This is a genomic window from Microbacterium sp. 70-16 (assembly GCF_001898315.1).
Lineage (GTDB): Bacteria > Actinomycetota > Actinomycetes > Actinomycetales > Microbacteriaceae > Microbacterium.
On record NZ_MKTQ01000010.1, the window covers coordinates 230,015 to 248,796 of the forward strand.

At 71.6% G+C, this 18,782-nt stretch carries 15 protein-coding genes; 10 read left to right on the forward strand and 5 right to left on the reverse strand.

All coding sequences use genetic code 11. The annotated features are described in order from the left end of the window. Positions 1-17: 17 nt before the first annotated feature. From BGO46_RS03970 to treZ, 5 genes are all read left to right on the forward strand, one after another. Positions 18-713 carry an SDR family oxidoreductase gene (locus tag BGO46_RS03970; protein ID WP_292673043.1) on the forward strand — a complete coding sequence of 232 codons (696 nt, stop codon included), beginning with the start codon at positions 18-20 and terminating at the stop codon, positions 711-713. A 20-nt stretch (positions 714-733) separates the two neighbouring features. Further along, positions 734-1,207 (forward strand): glutaminase, encoded by a 474-nt coding sequence (locus BGO46_RS03975; protein WP_292673550.1) that lies wholly within the window; start codon positions 734-736, stop codon positions 1,205-1,207. 131 nt (positions 1,208-1,338) lie between these two features. Further along, positions 1,339-3,555: a glycogen debranching protein GlgX gene (glgX, locus tag BGO46_RS03980; RefSeq protein ID WP_292673040.1), complete on the forward strand. Its 2,217-nt coding sequence runs from the start codon at positions 1,339-1,341 to the stop codon at positions 3,553-3,555. Between the two features lie 42 nt (positions 3,556-3,597). Beyond that, the gene (gene treY / locus BGO46_RS03985; RefSeq protein ID WP_292673037.1) at positions 3,598-6,030 is read left to right on the forward strand and encodes a malto-oligosyltrehalose synthase; all 2,433 of its coding nucleotides are present in this window, start codon (positions 3,598-3,600) and stop codon (positions 6,028-6,030) included. Positions 6,031-6,146: 116 nt separating this feature from the next. Continuing rightward, the gene (treZ, locus tag BGO46_RS03990; protein WP_292673034.1) at positions 6,147-8,033 is read left to right on the forward strand and encodes a malto-oligosyltrehalose trehalohydrolase; all 1,887 of its coding nucleotides are present in this window, start codon (positions 6,147-6,149) and stop codon (positions 8,031-8,033) included. A 5-nt stretch (positions 8,034-8,038) separates the two neighbouring features. Here the strand turns inward: treZ and BGO46_RS03995 are convergent, their stop codons facing one another. Next, positions 8,039-8,764 carry a GMP synthase gene (locus BGO46_RS03995; protein WP_292673031.1) on the reverse strand — a complete coding sequence of 242 codons (726 nt, stop codon included), beginning with the start codon at positions 8,762-8,764 and terminating at the stop codon, positions 8,039-8,041. A 95-nt stretch (positions 8,765-8,859) separates the two neighbouring features. Here BGO46_RS03995 and BGO46_RS04000 point away from each other — a divergent pair, with 95 nt between their 5' ends. The 4 genes from BGO46_RS04000 to BGO46_RS04015 all read left to right on the forward strand — a co-directional run bounded on the left by BGO46_RS04000 (position 8,860) and on the right by BGO46_RS04015 (position 14,327). Next, positions 8,860-9,516 (forward strand): sigma-70 family RNA polymerase sigma factor, encoded by a 657-nt coding sequence (locus tag BGO46_RS04000; RefSeq protein WP_292673027.1) that lies wholly within the window; start codon positions 8,860-8,862, stop codon positions 9,514-9,516. Continuing rightward, the gene (locus BGO46_RS04005) at positions 9,506-9,979 is read left to right on the forward strand and encodes a hypothetical protein (RefSeq protein ID WP_292673025.1); all 474 of its coding nucleotides are present in this window, start codon (positions 9,506-9,508) and stop codon (positions 9,977-9,979) included. Before BGO46_RS04000 ends, BGO46_RS04005 begins: the two co-directional genes overlap by 11 nt. A 41-nt stretch (positions 9,980-10,020) precedes the next feature. Next, positions 10,021-11,691 (forward strand): S8/S53 family peptidase, encoded by a 1,671-nt coding sequence (locus tag BGO46_RS04010; protein WP_292673022.1) that lies wholly within the window; start codon positions 10,021-10,023, stop codon positions 11,689-11,691. Positions 11,692-11,813: 122 nt separating this feature from the next. Next, positions 11,814-14,327, forward strand: coding sequence for a CHAT domain-containing protein (locus BGO46_RS04015; RefSeq protein WP_292673019.1), 2,514 nt, complete (start codon positions 11,814-11,816; stop codon positions 14,325-14,327). Between the two features lie 270 nt (positions 14,328-14,597). On the opposite strand, the gene BGO46_RS04020 is transcribed toward BGO46_RS04015, so the two are convergent. Genes BGO46_RS04020 through BGO46_RS04035 form a run of 4 tightly spaced genes read right to left on the reverse strand, consistent with a single transcriptional unit; the run spans position 14,598 to position 18,030 of the window. Further along, positions 14,598-15,482 carry a substrate-binding domain-containing protein gene (locus BGO46_RS04020; RefSeq protein WP_292673016.1) on the reverse strand — a complete coding sequence of 295 codons (885 nt, stop codon included), beginning with the start codon at positions 15,480-15,482 and terminating at the stop codon, positions 14,598-14,600. Positions 15,483-15,511: 29 nt separating this feature from the next. Continuing rightward, positions 15,512-15,919 carry a transferase gene (locus tag BGO46_RS04025; protein WP_292673014.1) on the reverse strand — a complete coding sequence of 136 codons (408 nt, stop codon included), beginning with the start codon at positions 15,917-15,919 and terminating at the stop codon, positions 15,512-15,514. A gap of 43 nt (positions 15,920-15,962) precedes the next feature. After that, positions 15,963-17,072 (reverse strand): bifunctional glycosyltransferase family 2/GtrA family protein, encoded by a 1,110-nt coding sequence (locus tag BGO46_RS04030; RefSeq protein WP_292673011.1) that lies wholly within the window; start codon positions 17,070-17,072, stop codon positions 15,963-15,965. Between the two features lie 4 nt (positions 17,073-17,076). After that, a complete protein-coding gene (locus tag BGO46_RS04035) occupies positions 17,077-18,030 on the reverse strand; it encodes a phosphodiester glycosidase family protein (RefSeq protein ID WP_292673009.1) in 954 nt (317 codons plus the stop codon). An 89-nt stretch (positions 18,031-18,119) separates the two neighbouring features. Between BGO46_RS04035 and BGO46_RS04040 the strand changes: the two genes are divergently transcribed. Continuing rightward, entirely contained in the window at positions 18,120-18,776 is a 657-nt protein-coding gene (locus tag BGO46_RS04040; RefSeq protein WP_292673007.1) for a YitT family protein, read from the forward strand. Positions 18,777-18,782 lie beyond the last annotated feature (6 nt).

Below are 18,782 nucleotides of genomic sequence, written 5' to 3' on the forward strand. Positions count from 1 at the left end.
GTGCGAGGATGGATGCCATGAGCATCCACCTCCTCACCGGCGCGGGTTCGGGCATCGGGCGGCTGCTCGCCGAGCGCCTGCACGCGCGCGGCGATGACCTCGTGCTGATCGCCCGCGACGACGACCGCGCGGCCGAGCTCGCCGCTGCCTTCCCCGGCGCGACGACGGTATCCGCCGACCTCGCGCATCCCGAGCAGATCGCGCCCGCGCTTGCCGCGGCGGCGCTGCCCGCGCGCATCGACGCCGTGATCCACGCGGCGGGTGTCGTCGCGCTGGGCCCGGTCGCAGAGCTGCCGCTGGATGCCTGGACATCCCAGCTCATCGTCAACCTCGTCGCGCCGGCCGAGCTCACCCGCGCTGTCCTGCCGCGGGTGCGCGCCGCGCACGGCCAGATCGTCTTCGTCAATTCGGGCGCGGGACTCACCGCCCATCCGGACTGGGGGGCGTACGCCGCCTCCAAACATGGGCTGAAGGCGCTCGCCGACGCCCTGCGCGGCGAGGAGGCCGCGCACGGCGTGCGTGTCACGACCGTCTACCCCGGACGCACCGCGACGCCGATGCAGGCCGAGGTCCACGCGCAGGAGGGGTCTGACTACGACCCGTCACGGTGGATCGACCCGGCCTCCGTCGTGACGGCGATCCTCACAGCGCTCGACCTGCCGCGCGACGCCGTGATCTCCGACCTCAGCGTGCGCCCGGGGCCGCGCGGCTGACGCGCGGCTGTCGGTTCGTGATGGGCGGGACGGATGCCGCGGCGCTGTTCGACGCCGTGCGTGCGCGCCTCGCGGGGCATCCGCGTGAACGGCTCGGCGAGTGGGCGTTGTCGCGGCGAGTGCTGGGGTTCGGGCGCGCCCCGCGCATCGTGCCGGTCGGCGAGGCGTGGCATGTCGGCGTGCTGCTGATCGGGGATGGCGCTGTCTACGCGACCGCAGAAGTGCTGCGCGCCCGCACCGAAGCTGTGCGCGGGTACACCGCGCAGGCGCAGCGCGAGCGCTCCGAGCGCGCCGCGGCCGCTGCCCGCGGAGGCTTCGCCGACGGCGAGGTGCTGCACCTGGGTTTCGCCGCGATCGACCTCGCGGCGCTCGCGCGTGGCGAGGCATCAGGCCCGCTGTCGCTTGCCGGGGGCATCCCGCACGTGCGCTGGAGCGCGACCGGCGCCCCGCGCCCCCTCGCCGCCTACCTCGACGAGCAGCTCGACCTGCGGTGATGCGCGGGCGCCGCGCTCACCCTGCCCCACGAGCGCTGCACGCTCGGCACTCGATCACCGGTAGAGCTGATCTCGACCACCGCCGCGGCGGCGGGGTGTCTAGGCTGATGTCGACGACCAGGAGAGTGCACATGCAGATTTGGCCCGGTTCCGCGTATCCCCTGGGTGCGACCTTCGACGGCAGTGGTACCAATTTCGCGTTGTTCAGCGAGGGCGCCGAGCGGGTCGAGCTGTGCCTGTTCGGTGATCGCGGCAAGGAGACGCGCGTCGAGCTGCGCGACGTCGATGCCCACGTGTGGCACGCGTACCTGCCGACGGTCCAGCCGGGGCAGCGCTACGGCTACCGCGTGTACGGGCCCAACGATCCCGAGAACGGGCAGCGGTTCAACCCGAACAAGTTGCTGCTCGACCCCTACGCGAAGGCCGTCGAGGGCCAGGTCGAGTGGGGCCAGTCGGTGTTCGGCTACAACTTCGGCGATCCCGACTCGCGCAACGACGACGACTCCGCGCAGGCGATGATGAAGGGCGTCGTGATCAACCCGTTCTTCGACTGGGCGGGCGACCGGCAGCCGAAGACGCCCTACGCCGAGAGCGTCATCTACGAGGCGCACGTGAAGGGGCTCACCGAGCGGCACCCGGACATTCCGGAGGAGATCCGCGGGACGTACAGCGCGATCGCGCATCCAGTCATCATCGAGCACCTCAAGCGCATCGGCGTGACGGCGATCGAACTCATGCCGGTGCACCAGTTCGTCAACGACTCGACGCTCCAGGAGAAGGGGCTGTCGAACTACTGGGGCTACAACACGATCGCCTTCCTCGCACCGCAGAACACATACTCCTCGGCCGGCCAGCGCGGCCAGCAGGTGCAGGAGTTCAAGGGGATGGTGCGGGCCCTGCACGCGGCAGGCATCGAGGTCATCCTCGACGTCGTGTACAACCACACCGCCGAAGGCAACCACCTGGGGCCGACCCTGTCGATGCGCGGCATCGACAACGAGGCCTACTACCGCCTCGAAGAGACCGACAAGCGCTACTACACCGACTACACCGGCACGGGCAACAGCATGAACGTCGGCAACCCGCACACGCTGCAGCTCATCATGGACTCGCTGCGCTACTGGGTGCTCGAGATGCACGTCGACGGATTCCGGTTCGACCTCGCGGCGACCCTCGCGCGCGAGTTCTACGAGGTCGACCGCCTCGCGGCGTTCTTCGAGATCGTCCAGCAGGATCCGGTGGTCAGTCAGGTCAAGCTCATCGCCGAGCCGTGGGACCTCGGCCCCGGCGGCTACCAGGTCGGCAACTTCCCGCCGCAGTGGACGGAGTGGAACGGCAAGTACCGCGACACCGTGCGCGACTTCTGGCGCGGCGAGCCTTCGACGCTCGGCGAGTTCGCGTCGCGACTGACGGGATCGGCCGATCTCTACGAGCACGACGGCCGCAGCCCCGTGGCATCCATCAACTTCGTCACGGCGCACGACGGCTTCACGCTGCGCGATCTCGTGTCGTACAACGAGAAGCACAACGAAGCCAACGGCGAGCAGAACAACGACGGCGAATCGCACAACCGCTCGTGGAACTGCGGCGTCGAAGGCCCGACCGACGACCCCGCCGTCTTGGCGCTGCGCGCGCGGCAGCAACGCAACTTCCTCGCGACGCTGCTGATCAGCCAGGGCGTCCCGATGATCAGCCACGGCGACGAGCTCGGCCGCACGCAGGGCGGCAACAACAACGGCTACGCGCAGGACAACGAGATCACGTGGGTCGACTGGGAGCACATCGACCAGCCGCTCATCGAGTTCACCGCCGCCCTCACCCGCCTGCGCCGCGAGCATCCGACGTTCCGGCGCAGCCGCTTCTTCAACGGGCGGCCGGTGCGGCGTGAAGAGGGCGCGCCCATTCCCGACATCGCCTGGCTGCGGCCGGACGGCACCGAGATGCAGCCGGAGGATTGGGAGTCGGGCTTCGGCCGCGCGATCGCGGTCTTCCTCAACGGCGGCGGCATCCGCGAGCGCGACCGGCGCGGCGAGGAGATCACCGACCGGCATTTCTTCATCCTGTTCAACGCGGGTGACGACGACGTCGAGTTCACGATCCCGCGCGCCGAGTACAGTCCGCGGTGGGAGGTCATCATCGACACGGCCGGCCAGCTCGCCGATACCGTCGTGCTCAGCGGCGGCGACACGATCGACGTTCCCGCCCGTTCGCTCCTCGTCGTGCGTGATCACGAGCAGGATGCCCCCGAGACCGGGCACACCGTCGCGGCGTCCCTGGCCGCCCTGACGAGCCCGATCGACATCGTGCCCTCGCCGGCGCCGCAGGCCGAGCTGCCGCACGTCCGATAGTCCCGAACTGATCCGCTCAGAGAATCAATCCGGGAGCAGCTGATGAGCGACCGCCGACCATCCATCCCGTCCTCGACGTACCGGCTGCAGGTGCACGCCGGATTCGATCTGGATGCCGCGGCGGACGTCACCGGCTATCTGAGCGACCTCGGCGTCGGCTGGGCGTATCTCTCGCCGATCCTGCAGTCGGCGCAGGGTTCGATGCACGGGTACGACGTCGTCGATCCGACCCGCGTCGACGAGGCGCGCGGGGGTGCGGCGGGGCTCGAGCGGTTCTCGGCCGCGGCGCGTTCGGCGCGGCTCGGTGTGCTCGTCGACATCGTGCCGAATCATCAGGGTGTCGCGGATCCGCAGCAGAATCCTTGGTGGTGGGACGTGCTCGCCCACGGCGAGGCGTCGCGGTACGCGGCATCCTTCGACATCGACTGGGCCTACGGCGACGGGCGCGTGCGGCTGCCGGTGCTCGGCGGCGAGCTCGACGACGTCGTCGCGGCGGGGGAGATCACCGTCGCACCGCCCGAGACGGATGCCGAGTTCGGCACCGCCCGGTACTACGACCTCGTGCTGCCGCTCGCACCGGGGACGGCTCCGCTGCACGCGACGGCGGATGCCGCGGCGGTGCGCGACGTGCTCGCGCGCCAGCACTGGGAGCTCGGCTTCTGGCGCCGCGAGGCGCGGCTGCTGAACTACCGGCGCTTCTTCACCGTGACCTCGCTCGCGGGCGTGCGTGTCGAAGTTCCGGCCGTCTTCGACTCGACGCACGTCGAGATCGTCCGCTGGCTGCGCGAGGGCCTCGTCGACGGCTTGCGCATCGACCACCCCGACGGCCTCGCCGACCCCGGCGGCTACCTCGACCGCCTCGCCGCGGTGGCAGACCGGTCGTTGAGCGAGGAGCGCAGCGACGAGACGAAACGCCCCTACGTGGTCGTAGAAAAGATTCTCGAACCGGGCGAGTCGCTGCCCGGGTGGTGGGCGACCGACGGCACGACGGGGTACGACGCGCTCGGCGAGATCGAGCGGGTGCTCGTCGACCCCGCGGGGGTCTGGCAGCTCACCGCGATCGACACCGACCTGCGCGGGGCTCCGGCCGACTGGGCCGCGATGATCGCCGGCACCAAGCGCGACATCGCCGACACGGCGCAGGCGGCCGAGGTGCGGCGCATCATCCACGCGATCCCGGACGGCTACGGCGGCACGTTCGAAGAGGATGCCTTCGCGCGCGATGCGATCGCCGAACTGCTCGCCGCGTTCGCGGTGTACCGCGCGTACCTGCCGGCCGGGCGCGAGCATCTCGAGCAGGCGGTGGCCGCGGCATCCGCTCGTCGCCCCGACATCGCCGACGATATCGAATCCGTCGCGCGGCTGATCCTGCGCGACCCGCGCGGCGAGTTCGCGACGCGGTTCATGCAGACGACCGGTCCCGTGATGGCGAAGGGCGTCGAGGATCGGGCGTTCTACCGGTACAGCCGGCTGACGTCGCTCAACGAGGTGGGCGGCGATCCGTCGCGCTTCGCGCTGTCGGTGCCGCGGTTCCACGAGGCATTCGCGCGGCGGCAGGCATCGTGGCCGCACACGATGACGACGCTCACCACGCACGACACGAAGCGCTCGGAAGACGCGCGGGCGCGCCTCGACGTGCTGGCCGAGGTGCCCGAGCGCTGGCGCGACGTGCTCGCGCAGCTGCGCGGGTTCGCGAGCACCGGCGACGGCCCGCTCGACAACCTGCTTTGGCAGGCCATCATCGGCGCGTGGCCCGCACTGGCCCCCGAGCTTGTCGAAGGGCTCGCCGCCCGCCTGCACGGCTACGCCGAGAAGGCGGCCCGCGAAGCGGCGACCGGGACGAGCTGGGAGTCTCCGGATGCCGCGTTCGAGGCCGGCGTGCACGCGCTCGTCGACGCCGCGGTCGGGCCCGCCCGCCCTGTCGTCGAGGCGTTCGTCGCCGAGATCACCGCGTCCGGCTGGTCGAACTCGCTGTCGGCGAAGCTGCTGCAGCTCGCCGGCCCGGGCATGCCCGACGTGTACCAGGGCACCGAGCTGTGGGATCACTCGCTCGTCGACCCCGACAACCGCCGCCCCGTCGACTACGACGTGCGCCGCAGCCTGCTCGCTCGGCTCGACGAGGGCTGGCTGCCGCCCGTCGACGCGTCCGGCGCGGCGAAGCTGTTGCTCGTCTCCCGTGCGCTGCGGCTGCGCCGCGACCGTCCCGAGCTGTTCACGCGCTACGCGCCGCTCGAGACCGTCGGCGGGGCATCCACTCACGCCATCGCGTTCGACCGCGGCGGCGCGATCGCCGTCGCGACGCGGCTTCCCGTCGGCCTTGCCGGCCGTGGCGGCTGGGCGGATGCCGCGGTCATGCTCCCGGCCGGCCGGTGGCGCGACGAGCTGACCGGGCGCATCGCCACGGCCGGGCCCACGGGACTGGCACTCGCGGCGCTGCTGAGCGACTACCCGGTTGCGCTGCTCGTGCGGGCGTGAGCGCGCGCCCGCAATAACTCAGGAGTTCCGCGCCGTCCGCGGCTCGAAACCGGCGTTTGCGGCAGTTCAGCGACCGTTGTTCCTGAGTTATTGCGGTGGGGCGGCAGGATGGGGGCATGGGCATCGAGGTGTGGGCTCCGCGAGCCGATCGCGTGCGGCTGCGGCGGGCGGGGCATGACGACGTCGAGCTGACGGCGGGGGATGCCGGGTGGTGGCGCACCGACGTCGCGCTCGCGGCGGGGGATGAGTACGGCTTCGTGCTGGGCGGCGGCCCCTCGACAGGCTCGGCGACCAGTGGCGGCGGCCCCTCGACAGGCTCGGGGGCCAGTGTGGACGGCCCCTCGACAGGCTCGGGGGCCAGTCCTACCGACCCGGGGGCCACGCCTGCACGGCCCGACCCGCGGTCGCGGCGCCAGCCGCACGGGGTGCACGAGCTGTCGGCGTGGGACGACCCGGCATCCTTCACCTGGACCGACCAGAACTGGCCGGGCCGGGCGCTCGCGGGCGGCCTCATCTACGAACTGCACGTCGGCACCTTCACTCCCGAGGGCACGCTCGACGCCGCGATCGCGAAGCTGCCCCACCTCGTCGGCCTCGGCGTCACGCACATCGAGCTGCTGCCCGTCAACGGCTTCAACGGCACCCACAACTGGGGCTACGACGGTGTGCTCTGGTACACCGTGCAGGAAGACTACGGCGGCCCCGAGGCCTACCGCCGCTTCGTCGACGCCGCCCACGCGGCGGGCCTCGCGGTGATCCAGGACGTCGTCTACAACCACCTCGGTCCGTCCGGAAACTACCTGCCCGAGTTCGGCCCGTACCTGCGCGACGGGCAGGGCAATACCTGGGGAGCGAGCGTCAACCTCGACGAGCGGGCCGTGCGCGACTTCATCATCGACAACGCGCTGATGTGGCTGCGCGACTTCCACGTCGACGGACTGCGGCTGGATGCCGTGCACGCGCTCCACGAGTCGGGCGGCAGCCCCGTGCACATCCTCGCCGAGATCGCCGCGCGCGTCGACGCGCTCTCCGCCGAATCCGGTCGCCCCCTCACCCTCATCGCCGAGAGCGACCTCAACGACCCGGTGATGATCCTGCCGCGGGAGGCGGGCGGCCATGGCATCCACGCGCAGTGGGCCGACGACTGGCACCATGCCGTGCACGTCGCCCTCACGGGAGAGACCGGCGGCTACTACGCCGACTTCGCCGACCCGCACGCGCTGCCGAAGACCTGGAGCGGCGGCTTCTATCACGACGGCACCTACTCCTCTTTCCGCGGCAAGAACTGGGGAGCGCCGGTGCCGGCCGGGGTTCCGTCGTGGCAGCTCGTCACCTTCGCGCAGGACCACGACCAGATCGGCAACCGCGCCGCCGGCGACCGGCTGAGTCAGTCCCTCTCGCTGGATCGGCTCGCGGTCGCTGCCGTGCTGACGATGACCGCTCCCGGCACCCCGATGCTGTTCATGGGCGAGGAGTGGGGCGCCTCCACGCCGTGGCAGTTCTTCACCTCGCACCCCGAGCCCGAGCTCGCCGAGGCGACCCGCCGCGGCCGCAAGGCCGAGTTCGCGCGCATGGGCTGGGACGAGTCGCTCGTGCCCGACCCCAACGATCCGGCGACGTTTGCGCGCTCGAAGCTGGACTGGGCCGAGGCATCCGTCGGCGACCACGCCCGGCTGCTGAGTCTGTACCGCGGCCTCGCGTTCCTGCGACGCACCCACCCCGAACTGACCGACACCGACCGCGCCGGGCACTCCGCCGAGGTGGTCGGCCCGGGCCGCTGGGTGCTGCACCGCGCCGCCGCGCGCGTCTACGTCAACCTGTCGCCCGAGCCGTGGACGATCGAGGTGGATGCCTCGGAAGAGGTGTGGGTGAGCACGGCGGCGCGCCACGACCGCCCGCGCGAGGAGGGTCCGCTCACGCTGACGCCCGACTCGGCCGCCGTCGTCGGTCCGCGCACGCCGCCCCTGCCGCGCGGCTACGCCGAGTACACCCGCGTCGAGTAGGCGCGTCAGAACGTCTGCGCGAACGCGCGCAGGATGCGCGGTGGCTCTGACAGCGACGCCGCGAGCACCTGCGCGGCGATGCGGTCGTAGTCGTGCGCGGCGAAGTACCCGTCGTCGCGGTAGACGGCCATGCGCTCGGTGAAGGCGCGGCCGGTCGGCTCGGGGTGGAACTGCGTCGCGTACAGCGTGTCGCCGACGCGGTAGGCCTGCACGGGGCATCCGTCATTGGATGCCAGCAGAACAGCGCCCTCCGGCATCCGCTCGGTTCCCTCCTTGTGCGCCGTGAGCGCCGTGAAGGTCTGCGCGAGCGCCCCGAACAGCGGGTCGCGGCGGCCGTCGTCGGTGAGCGTCACGACGGTGGGTCCGGTGTCTTCGGGGTAGGCGCGGGTGACTTCGCCGCCGAGTGTGCGGGTCGCGATGCCGATGCCGTAGCAGGTGAACAGCGCCGCCATCTCGCCCGCCGCCGCGCTGCGCGCGAGCAGCGCAAGGCCTGCCTCGACGCCGAGTTGGACGTCGGTCTTGGTCGACTCGGGGTCGGTCACGTTGAACGGGCTGCCGCCCACGACGGCCCCGCGCCAGCGGGTCGCGAAGTCGGCCGGCAGTGGATCGCGCACGAGATCCCAGCGGTCGAGTTCGGTCTCCTCCAGCCGCATCGCGGTGCGGAACGACTCATACTCGGCCGCGGCGGCACCCGCCTGTGGACGCGCGCAGAGATAGACGAGCGGGGCCATGGCGACGATTCTAGGCGGCCGCGCGACGAAGTGCCCGGGCCGTGTATCACGAAGACACTCGCCTGCCTCCTGCTTGTGTGACCAGAATGGGCGGTATGACAGAAGCCGACCCTCCGATCCGTCGCGACGTGCCCGAAGGCGCGGTGCCGACCGGCGGAGGGGACCTCGTCGTTCCCGTGACGATCTGGAGTCGTGCGACCGACAGCTTCGAACGCTGGCGGGGCGGCGATCCGCGCGCGATGGATGACCTCGTCCGGCTCATGACGCCCGTGCTGTGGCACGTTGTGCGCGCCTACGGGCTCGAGCAGATGCTCGCCGAAGACGTCGTGCAGGCGACCTGGCTGACACTCGTGCGTCGGCACGAGTCCATCCACGACGCACGCGCGGTGGCCGGCTGGCTCACCACGTGCGCACGCCGCGAGGCTTGGCGCGCGGGCCGCGCGCACCAGCGTGCGAGACCGACCGACGACGTCGATCTCGAGCCGCTGCTGCCCAGCGACCCGTCCGCTGAAGAGAGCGCCCACCTCAGTGAGCGCGACCGTCGCCTGTGGGGCGCCGTCGCGACGCTCGAGGAGCGCTGCCGCCGACTGCTGCGCGTCGTCGCCTTCGAAGAACGCCCCGACTATGCGCGCATCGCGCAAGACCTCAGCATGCCGGTCGGCTCGATCGGCCCGACCCGGGGCCGCTGCCTCGGAAAGCTGCGTGTCGCCCTCGAGAAAGACGGATGGAGCGAGGATACCCATGACCTCTGAATCGACCACCGACGACGCGGCGCTGTTCGCCGCGCTGCGTCGCACCTGGGAAGGCGTCGACCCCGTGCCGGGCGGACTCGTCGACGCGATGATCGCGTCCGTGGCATCCGCCGACCTCGGCCGCGAATACGCGCTGCTGACGCTCATCGAGAGCGACGCGACATCCGCCGTGCGAGGGGATGCCGACATGCTCACGCTGCAGTTCAGCGACGGCCACACGAACGTGCTGGTGCACGTGACGCCGACCGAGCGCGGCCGCAGCCGTCTCGACGGCTGGGTCGACGGCGACGTCGCCGACGTGCGGCTGGTGCAGGACGGCGCCGAAGTGGCGGCCACCTCAGACGGCGGCCGCTTCTCGTTCGAGGCCGTGCCGCCGGGCATCTCGCGCTTGCGCGTGCGGCTGGCTGCACCGCCCGAGCCCGGCACAGCCGACGAACTTCTGACACCGCGTTTCGAGATCTGACCACCCCCCGCCGGTAGGACCGGCCCTGTGAAGGAGCGTGCATGACCCCCGAAGACATCGACGTCCCCGGTGCGCAGCCGAAGGGGTGGTCGTGGCGCGACCGCGCCCGCGGTGCGATCGTCGAGGCGACCATCCTCGACCCCGGCATCGAACCGCTCGATGGCATCGAGGCGTTCCAGACCGCATACGTGCCCGACCGGCTGCTGGTGTCGGACGGCGCTCGGGCGGGACTGCTCGACGACAACCTCCAGCGCGTGCGCGAGGCGGCGGGCGTCTTCGGCTGGGAGGCCGAGCCCGAGCGGCTCGACGGCACCGCGCTGAAGGACGGCGAGCGGATCGAGGCCCGCCTGCCTGGTGCGCCCGCCGTGATGCGCGTGCGACTGACGGCGCGGGAAGGGGCGGATTCTGCCTCTCCCGCCCTCCCTGACGCCTGGCGCGTGCTGCAGCAGGTGCGCCGGATGCTGCTCGCGGGGGACGACGTCGTGCGTGATGCGAACGGAGGTGTGGATGCCCCGGCGTCGCTGCGGCGCACGGGAGTCGACCGGATCGGCCTCGACCACATCCTCACGGTCGATCCGATCGGGGTGAACCCGTACACGAAGTCGAACCCGTATACGAAGTCCAACCCGTATACGAAGTCGAACCCGTACACGAAGTCCAACCCCTACACGAAGTCGAACCCGGTCGGCGAGTACGCCGACTGTGGCTCGGGCGGGCGGCAGCCGGTCGCGTGGATCGGTCCGTCGCCGCGGGTGTCAGCGCTCGAGCGCGGGCACCGTCGTGCCGTCGTGGCCGTCCTCGACACGGGCATCGGCGCGCACTCGTGGCTGCCCGATGACCTCGTCGACCGTGAGGTGAAGCTCGACGGGCATGTGGTGGGCTTCAACGACGAGGCGAACCCCGAGGTGTACCCCGACCTCTACGGTCCGCTCGACGGTGAACTCGATCCCGTCGCGGGGCACGGCACGTTCATCGCCGGAATCGTGCGCCAGGTCGCGCCCGATGCCGAGCTGCTCGCCGTGCGAGTCGCCGATGCGCGCGGCATCGTCGAGGAGTCGAACCTGCTGAAGGTGGTCGAGCAGCTCGGCATCCTCGTGCAACGACACCGCGACGGGGTCAAGGGTGGGCGCGCGATCGACGTGGTGAACATGTCGCTCGGGTACTACCACGAGACGCCGGAGGACGGTCTGTACACACGTGACCTGTACGACCTGCTGAAGGTGCTGCGCGACCTCGGCACGACGATCGTCGTCTCGGCGGGCAACGACGCGACCGACCGCCCGAGTTTCCCGGCATCGCTGTGGGCGTGGGACGGTGCCGACAACGGCCTTGCTGCTGACAAGGCCGCCGAGCACGTGTCGGTCGGGGCGCTCAACCCCGACTGCGCCACGACGGCGCTGTTCTCGAACGTGGGCCCGTGGGTGCGCACGTACGCCGTCGGTGCCGCGGTGCTGAGCACGATCCCCGACTTCCGTGGCGGCCTGCAGGCGACCGCGCGGGATGACCAGTACGCGCGCCGGCGCCTGACGATCGGCCCTGAGGACTATCGCGGCGGCTTCGCGGTCTGGAGCGGAACGTCGTTCGCGGCGCCGCTCGTGTCGGGCATGATCGCGGCGCGCCTGGGCGCTGTGCCGGAGCAGAAGGAGTCGATCGCGGTCTCGGTCGACGCTGCGCGCGCGGTGGTGAAGCAGGTGCTCGACGAGCTCGACTAACCCGTCGGCGCGCCGCGAACCCGACCGCCGGTGACACGGTCGGGTTCGCGCGCGGCGCGCGCGGTACGCGTGCTGCGCGGCTTCGCTTCGCGCGCGAGCCGCGAAACGGGCATGCTGGGATCGTGACCCTTGAGCCCGCGATAGCCGCGCCGGACCTGTATGCGGCCGCGCTCGCGCTCACGAACGAACGTCGGTACCGCGAGGCCGAGGCGGCGTTGCAGGGTGTCGCCGCGGTGACCGACGACGTCGAGCTGCACGCGCGGATCGCGGGCACGCTCGCGTTCGTGCTCGACCAGACCGGCCGCCCGGCAGAGGGCGAGCAGCTGTGTCGCGAAACGCTGGCGGATGCCGCGCTCAGCGCCCACACACGCGGCATCGTCGCGGGGCAGCTGGCCAGCATCGTCATGCACCGGGGCCGGCTCGACGAGGCGATCGGCTGGTTCGGACGCGCGATCGACGCGCTCTCGGACGACCCGATGGCGGTCGCCAACCTGCGGATGAACCGCAGCGTCGGGGCGATGCAGCGGCGTGACCTCGCGGCGGCCTTCGCCGATCTCGAGGAAGCCGTGGCGGTCTACGAAGAGCACGGCACGCCCATCGACGTCGCCGAGGCGCGGCACAATCTCGGCTACACGGCGTTGCTCGGCGGCGACCTCATCAGGGCGATGCAGGAGATGGCCGCAGCGCGCCCCGTCATCGGCGAGGAGTCGGCGGCCAACGCCGCCATCGGCGACGTCGACATGGCCGAGGCCCTGCGCGACGCGGGCCTCGTCACGGAGGCTGAGCGCCTGCTGCGCGATGCGGCACGTGCGTTCCACAAGAACGGCATGGCGCAGGCCCGCGGTGAGGCCGAGCTGCATCTGGCCCGCTCGCTGCTGCGCCACGACCCCGCCGATGCGGCGCGTGCCGCCGGCCACGCCGCCCGGCACTTCACGGCGCTCGGCGCGACGTCGTGGGCCGACCGGGCACGGGGCATCCGTCTGCGTGCGCTCCTTTCCGGCGGCGCGATCGACCGGGCCGGGCGCACGGTCTCCGACGTCGCGGTCGACGATGCCGACGTCACCCCGGTCGCGGCGGCGCTCACCCGCGCGGGGTTCGCCGGTGAGGCGGCCGCACTGCGCCTGTCGCGCGAGCTGTGGCGCGCGCGCCACGACCGGCCTGCCGGCCGCATGCCGCGCATCGACGAGGCTGCGTCGCTCGAGGTGCGGATGCTCGCGCACGAAGTGCGCGCGGAGCGCGCCGCCCGCGCCGGCCGCGGTGCGGTGGCGCGCCGCCACGCGGCATCCGGACTCGACGAGCTCTCGGACTGGCGCGCATCGTTCGGCAGCCTCGATCTGCAGACGTCGTTGTCGATGTACGGCAACAACCTGATGCTTGTCGGACTGAGCGCGGCGGTGCAGTCGCGCAGCCCCGAGACAGTCTTCGAATGGTCCGAGCGCGCCCGGCACCTGAGCCTGCAGGTCGTGCCGCTGCGACCCCCGGCCGACCCCGAGCAGGCGGCCGAACTGAGCGAGCTGCGCATGCTGCGCGCCGACGCCGGCAGCGACGACTGGACGAGCGACCCCCGCGCGATCGAACTGGGTGAGCGCCTGCGTCGGCGGCAGTGGACGACGACCGGCGCGGCCGAGATCGAGCGCCCCGTCGATCTTGCGGCCGCGGTCGCAGCGCTGGATGTCGACACAGTCCTGCTGAACTACGTGTTCAGCCCGGAGGGGCTGTCGTGCCTCGTCGTCACGACGCGGGGCGCGCAGCTGGTCGACCTGCCCGGCTGGAGCGAGGCGCGCAAAGCGCTGCCGGCGCTGCGCTCTGACCTGGACATGTCGGCGGCCGTGCGCTCGGGCCCGATGATGGCGATCGTCGGCCGGTCGCTGGCCGACCACCTCGACCGCCTGTCGACGCTGCTGGTGGCGGCCCCGCTGACCGGCGTCGATGCCCGGCGCATCGTCGTGACGGCACCCGGCGTGCTGGCAGGGCTCCCGTGGACGATGCTGCCGCATCTGTCCGGTCGCGCGGTGACGGTCGCCCGCTCAGCCTCGCGATGGGTGCTCGGCCGGCGCGCGTCGTCGGTCGACGCCGACGTCGCGTTCGTCGTCGGCCCGCGCGTCGCCCGCGGCGTCGAAGAGGCACGGACAGGTGCCGCCGCATGGGCGGCCGCGCGTCCTGCCGACGACTCGTCGACCGAGCCGGTCGTGCTCACCGGCGCGGATGCCACGGTCGACGCCGTCGGCGGCGCGGCCGCGTCAGCCGACATCCTGCACATCAGCGCGCACGGCCGGCACGCCCTCGACAACCCGCTGTTCTCCGGTCTGACGCTGGCCGACGGCGCGCTGTTCGGCTACGACATCGACCGGATGCGGCGGGTGTCGGATGTCGTGATCCTGTCGGCCTGCGAATCGGGGCGCTCGGCCGTGCGGTGGGGCGAGGAGTCGGTGGGGATGACGCGGGCCTGGCAGCACGCCGGCGCGACGGCCGTGATCGCCGCACCCGTCGTCGTCGCGGACGACGACGCGTGCGAACTGCTCGGGCAGCTGCACGTCGGGCTCGCGGGCGGGCTCGCCCCCGCCGTCGCGCTCGCCGAGGCGAGTGTGCGCACGGGCATCCGATCGCCGTTCGTCTGCCACGGCAACGGATTCTGAGATTTTCTCACGCAGATGTATCAGGGGTGAGGGGGGCGCCTCTTGATCATCGGAAGGACCGTTCGGTGCCGACGGATACGGATGCACCGGGCCACCACTGGGGAGAGGTGGCATCCGGTCAGTCCGCAGGACGGCGGTTCGGGGGGATCTATGCCCGTCCGAAGGGTCGGCGATGCTGGGGCTCGCCGGCCCTTCTGCCGTGCCCGGGTGGGCCGCTGAGCGATGGGGCCGGGCGGTCGGCGGCTTGCCGGGTGAGGCGGTCGGGCGGCGTCAGCGTGAGGAGTTCGCGGTGCGGCCGCGCACGATGCCGATGAAGGTGTCGACGAGCGGGCCGTTCTCGCCGTCGGCGGTCGCGGGCCACGCGAGCGCCACCGTCGAGGTCGGGCCGTCCACCAGTGGGCGATGCGCGGCATCCTTGCGGTGATGCAGGCGTGCGAGTGACATCGGAACGATGACGATGCCGACGCCCGTCGCAGCAATGGCGATCGCATCGGCGACCGTCGCGGGGGCGGCGAATCGCGGCTGCGTCGTCCCGGGGACCTCGACCTGCACCGGCGGGTGCTCGGGGACGATCAGCACCTCTCCGGCGAGGTCGTCCGCCGTGAGCTCGTCCGCGGCGGTGAGGTGCGACTCGGCCGCGCACACGACGACCGGCGTCTCGTCGTAGAGGGCGATCACGTGCAGTCCCGTGCGGTCGATCGGCAGCCGCACCAGGGCGGCGTCGACGGGTTGCGCGAGGCCGGTCGGGTCTGGCTGGATGAGGGCAGCGCGCTGGTCGGGCAGGTCGAGCGGGACGAGCTCGAGCGGGATCTGCGGCATCCGCTGCTTCCACGCGTCGATCCACTTGCCGGGCGTCGCACCCTCGATCGCGCCCAGGCGGAAGGGACCTGTGGGTAGCGGTGGGGCGGGCTCGCTCGTCGCGCTTGTGGTGCCCCTCGCGCCGGCGCCGGGCTTGCGGCCGGGTGTGCGGCCGGCGCCGGCGGCGCGCGGGCGCCCCGCGCCCTTGCCGCGGCTGCCGCGGCCGCCTGCTGCCGCCATGACGCCAGCGTAGCCGCCGCTCGCGCCGCAACAACTCAGGAACGGCGGCGCCAGATCGGTGCCGCGGCCCCGATTCGGGTCGAGATCCGTGCGGAACTCCTGAGTTATTGCGGTCACGCGGTGAGTGCCTCCGCCCCGCGAGGGGGTCAGGCGGCCAGGCGCAGCCCGCGGCGGTCGGTCGCGACCTGCTCGCCGTCGGCGATCTGGGTGTCGTCGGCGATCAGTGAGCCGCCGGCGACGCGCGCGTGCGCTCCGACGACGGCGCGGATGCCGATCTTGGCGCCCGACCCGATCGCCGCGCCCGAGCCGATGTGCGCGTGCGGCGCGATCTCGGCATCGGGGCCGATGACGGCGTCGGGCTCGATCCAGACACCGCGGCCGATGTGCGCGCCCGCGGCGATCTGGGCGCCCGGCTCCACATACGCACCCGCCTCGACGAGTGCGGTCGCGTGCACCTTGGCGCCGTTGGCGATGAGGCCCCGCCCGTTCGCGTGCTTGCGGTAGCGCAGCGTGCGGCCCTGATCGTCTTCGATGTCGACGTAGTTCTTGCCCACAGAAATCCTCCTGAGAACTTCTACAACGATCGAGACCCTCAGATCATTCCCGTGCATAGGTGTGAGCGGGCTCGATCCGGCGATCCGGAGCGAACACCACCGCCCGTTGCACCGAGAAGCTCACCGCGAACAGGGTCAGATCGGTCATGAGCTTCGCCGGCAGGGTCGCGATACCGGCATCCGTCAGCGCCGTCAGCATCCCGAAGCTCGCCGCGAGCAGCAGTGCCGCGAGGCCGAAGTAGCGCAGCGCCGCCGTGCGCAGCGGCACCGTGCGGCGGGCGCCGAAGACGAGGCTGCGGTTGATCGCGAAGTTCATGCCGGCGCTCGCGACGCGGGCGAGGGTGACCGACAGCAGCAGCCAACCGGTCAGCGCCTGCAACACGAGCAGCAGGCCCGTGTCGACGACGAATGCCACGACGGCGGATGCCGCGAAGCGAAGCAGCGGCGCATAGATGCGCGCCGAGTCGGCGAGCGGACGGAAGTGGCTCGATGCGTTGCCGTCGAGGTAGACCGTCCGGATCGGCACTTCCTCGAGTGCGATCCCGGCCGTGGGCGCGGCCAGCAGCATCCGGAACTCGTACTCGAACCGGTCGCCCGGAACCGACAGCAGCCACGGCACGAGCTCGCTCGGGAACCCCCGCAGCCCCGTCTGGGTGTCGCTCACGTCGCGCCCCGTGGCGAGCCGGAACGCGCGCCGCGTCAGCGCGTTGCCCGCGCGGCTGCGCAGCGGCACCGACCCCGCGAACGCGCGGACGCCGAGCACGACCGTGGCGCGGCGTTCGAGGAGCGCAAGTTGCCCTGCCTGAGGCCGATCGGGAGCCGTTTGCGCTCCTCGAACGCCGCCCAGGGCTTCCGCGACGCGGCTGATGTCGGCCGGGGTGTGCTGGCCGTCGGCATCCGCCGTGACGATGTCGAGCCCCGGCCAGTCGTGCGCGGCGCGCGCGAAGCCCGTGCGCAGCGCCGCTCCCTTGCCGCGATTGTGCGGGTGGGATGCCACGACCGCGCCCGCCGCGGCGCACGCCGCGAACACGCCGGCGTAGCCCGGTCCCGAGCCGTCGTCGACGACGAGCACGGGACCGCGTGGCGTCAGCTCGCGCACGAGCGCGACCAGCCGATCGTCGGGTTCGTAGGCGGGGATCAGCACGAGAGGCATCCGATCACCCCGCCACATAGAGGATGTCGCTCGTCGCCCGCTCACCGCCGTTGGAAGGCTGGTTGACGACCTCGCCGTTGAACCACAGTTCGCTCGATCCGCCGCCGTCGAGGTTGTAGGCCGTCGTCGCGCCGAGCGAGATCATGATGTCGGCGAGCTCGGTGAGGGTGACGCCGCGGCTGTAGCCGGGGTCGCGTCCGTCGACAACGACGATGAGGATGTGCCCGTCGGCGGTGACGCCGATCGCGGTGCGCGGCTGCTCGCCCTGGATCGAGTGGTTGCCGATGTTCGTGTCGATCTCGACGTCGTCGATGCCGTCGATCACGGCGCCGTCGTCGACGATCGCGGGGCCGAAGCTGAGGGTGTTCCAGGCGCCGTCTGCGACCAGTTCGGCTGCCGTCGTCTGCGTCTCGTCGTAGATCGCGACCGTGCCGTCCTTGTAGAAGACGAGGCCTTCGCGGGCTCCGTCGTCGCGGTAGACGACGCCGTTGCGGATCACGATGCCGCTGTCGCGGAACCCGTAGTAGTCGCCGTTGACGGCCAGCACCGCGCCGTTGGCCTCGGCGGTCTCGCTGACCAGAGCGGTGATGTTCTCGCCGAACTGGTTGTTCGCGAAGGCGCTGCGCAGCACCGTCGGGTCACTGAGGTCCAGATCGGCGACGTAGTAGGTGACGGTGTCGTCGCCCGAGCCCTGCGTGTACTGCGTGACCGTGATCGACGCAGCGTCAGACGTGTAGGTCGTGTCGGTGATGACGGGCGTGGATGCCTCGGCATCCGCCGTGTCGTCGGTCGCGGCGGGAGTCGCGCTCGCGCTCTGCTCCGCCTCGTACGCGGCGACGTCGTCGACCACGACATGCGGGATCACGAACCGGTCGAGCGCCCACGCGGTGCCGCCGGTCGCGGTGAGCGCGACGACGATCCCACCCGCGATGAGGCTGTGCTTGAGTCGTCTCTTCATGCGGACCAGTGTCGGAGATCGCCTGGAGAGCGCCGTAGGCACCGGCTACGCGGCGGCTATGAATCGTGCCGTGCCCCAGACGCGCGAGGATGGATGCCGTGGCGACTCCCGACGACCCGACGACCGGCCCCTCCCTCGTGTTCGACGAGAAGGCCAACGCGCATTCGGTCCCGGAGGACGTGCTCGGCATCCTCACCGGCACCTTCCTGACCTCGTTCGGGCTGCACCTGCTGCACGCGTCGGGCGCCGTCACGGGCGGCACGGCCGGCCTCTCGCTGCTTCTCGGCTACGCGACGGGCTGGCCGTTCTGGGTGCTGTTCGCCGTCATCAACGTGCCCTTCGCGTTCCTCGCGGTGTGGCGGCGCGGGTGGGACTTCACGATCCGGACGGTCATCTCGATCGCCCTCGTGTCGACGTGGGCGCTCGTGCACGACGCGCTGTTCCCGATCACGCAGATCGAGCCCTGGTACGGCACGCTCGCGGGCAACCTCCTGGCCGGCGTCGGCGTGCTGATCCTGTTCCGCCACCGCTCGAGCGTCGGCGGCGTCAACATCATCGGGCTCGAGATCCAGGACCGCACGGGCTTCCGTGCGGGGTGGACGATGATGATCTTCGACGTCCTGATCGTGCTGTCGGCGCTGCTCGTGGTGCCGTGGACGAACGTCCTGATGAGCGCCGTGGGCGCGGTGCTGCTGAACCTCGTGCTCGCGCTCAACCACCGGCCCGGGCGCTACCTCGGGCACTGATGCGTC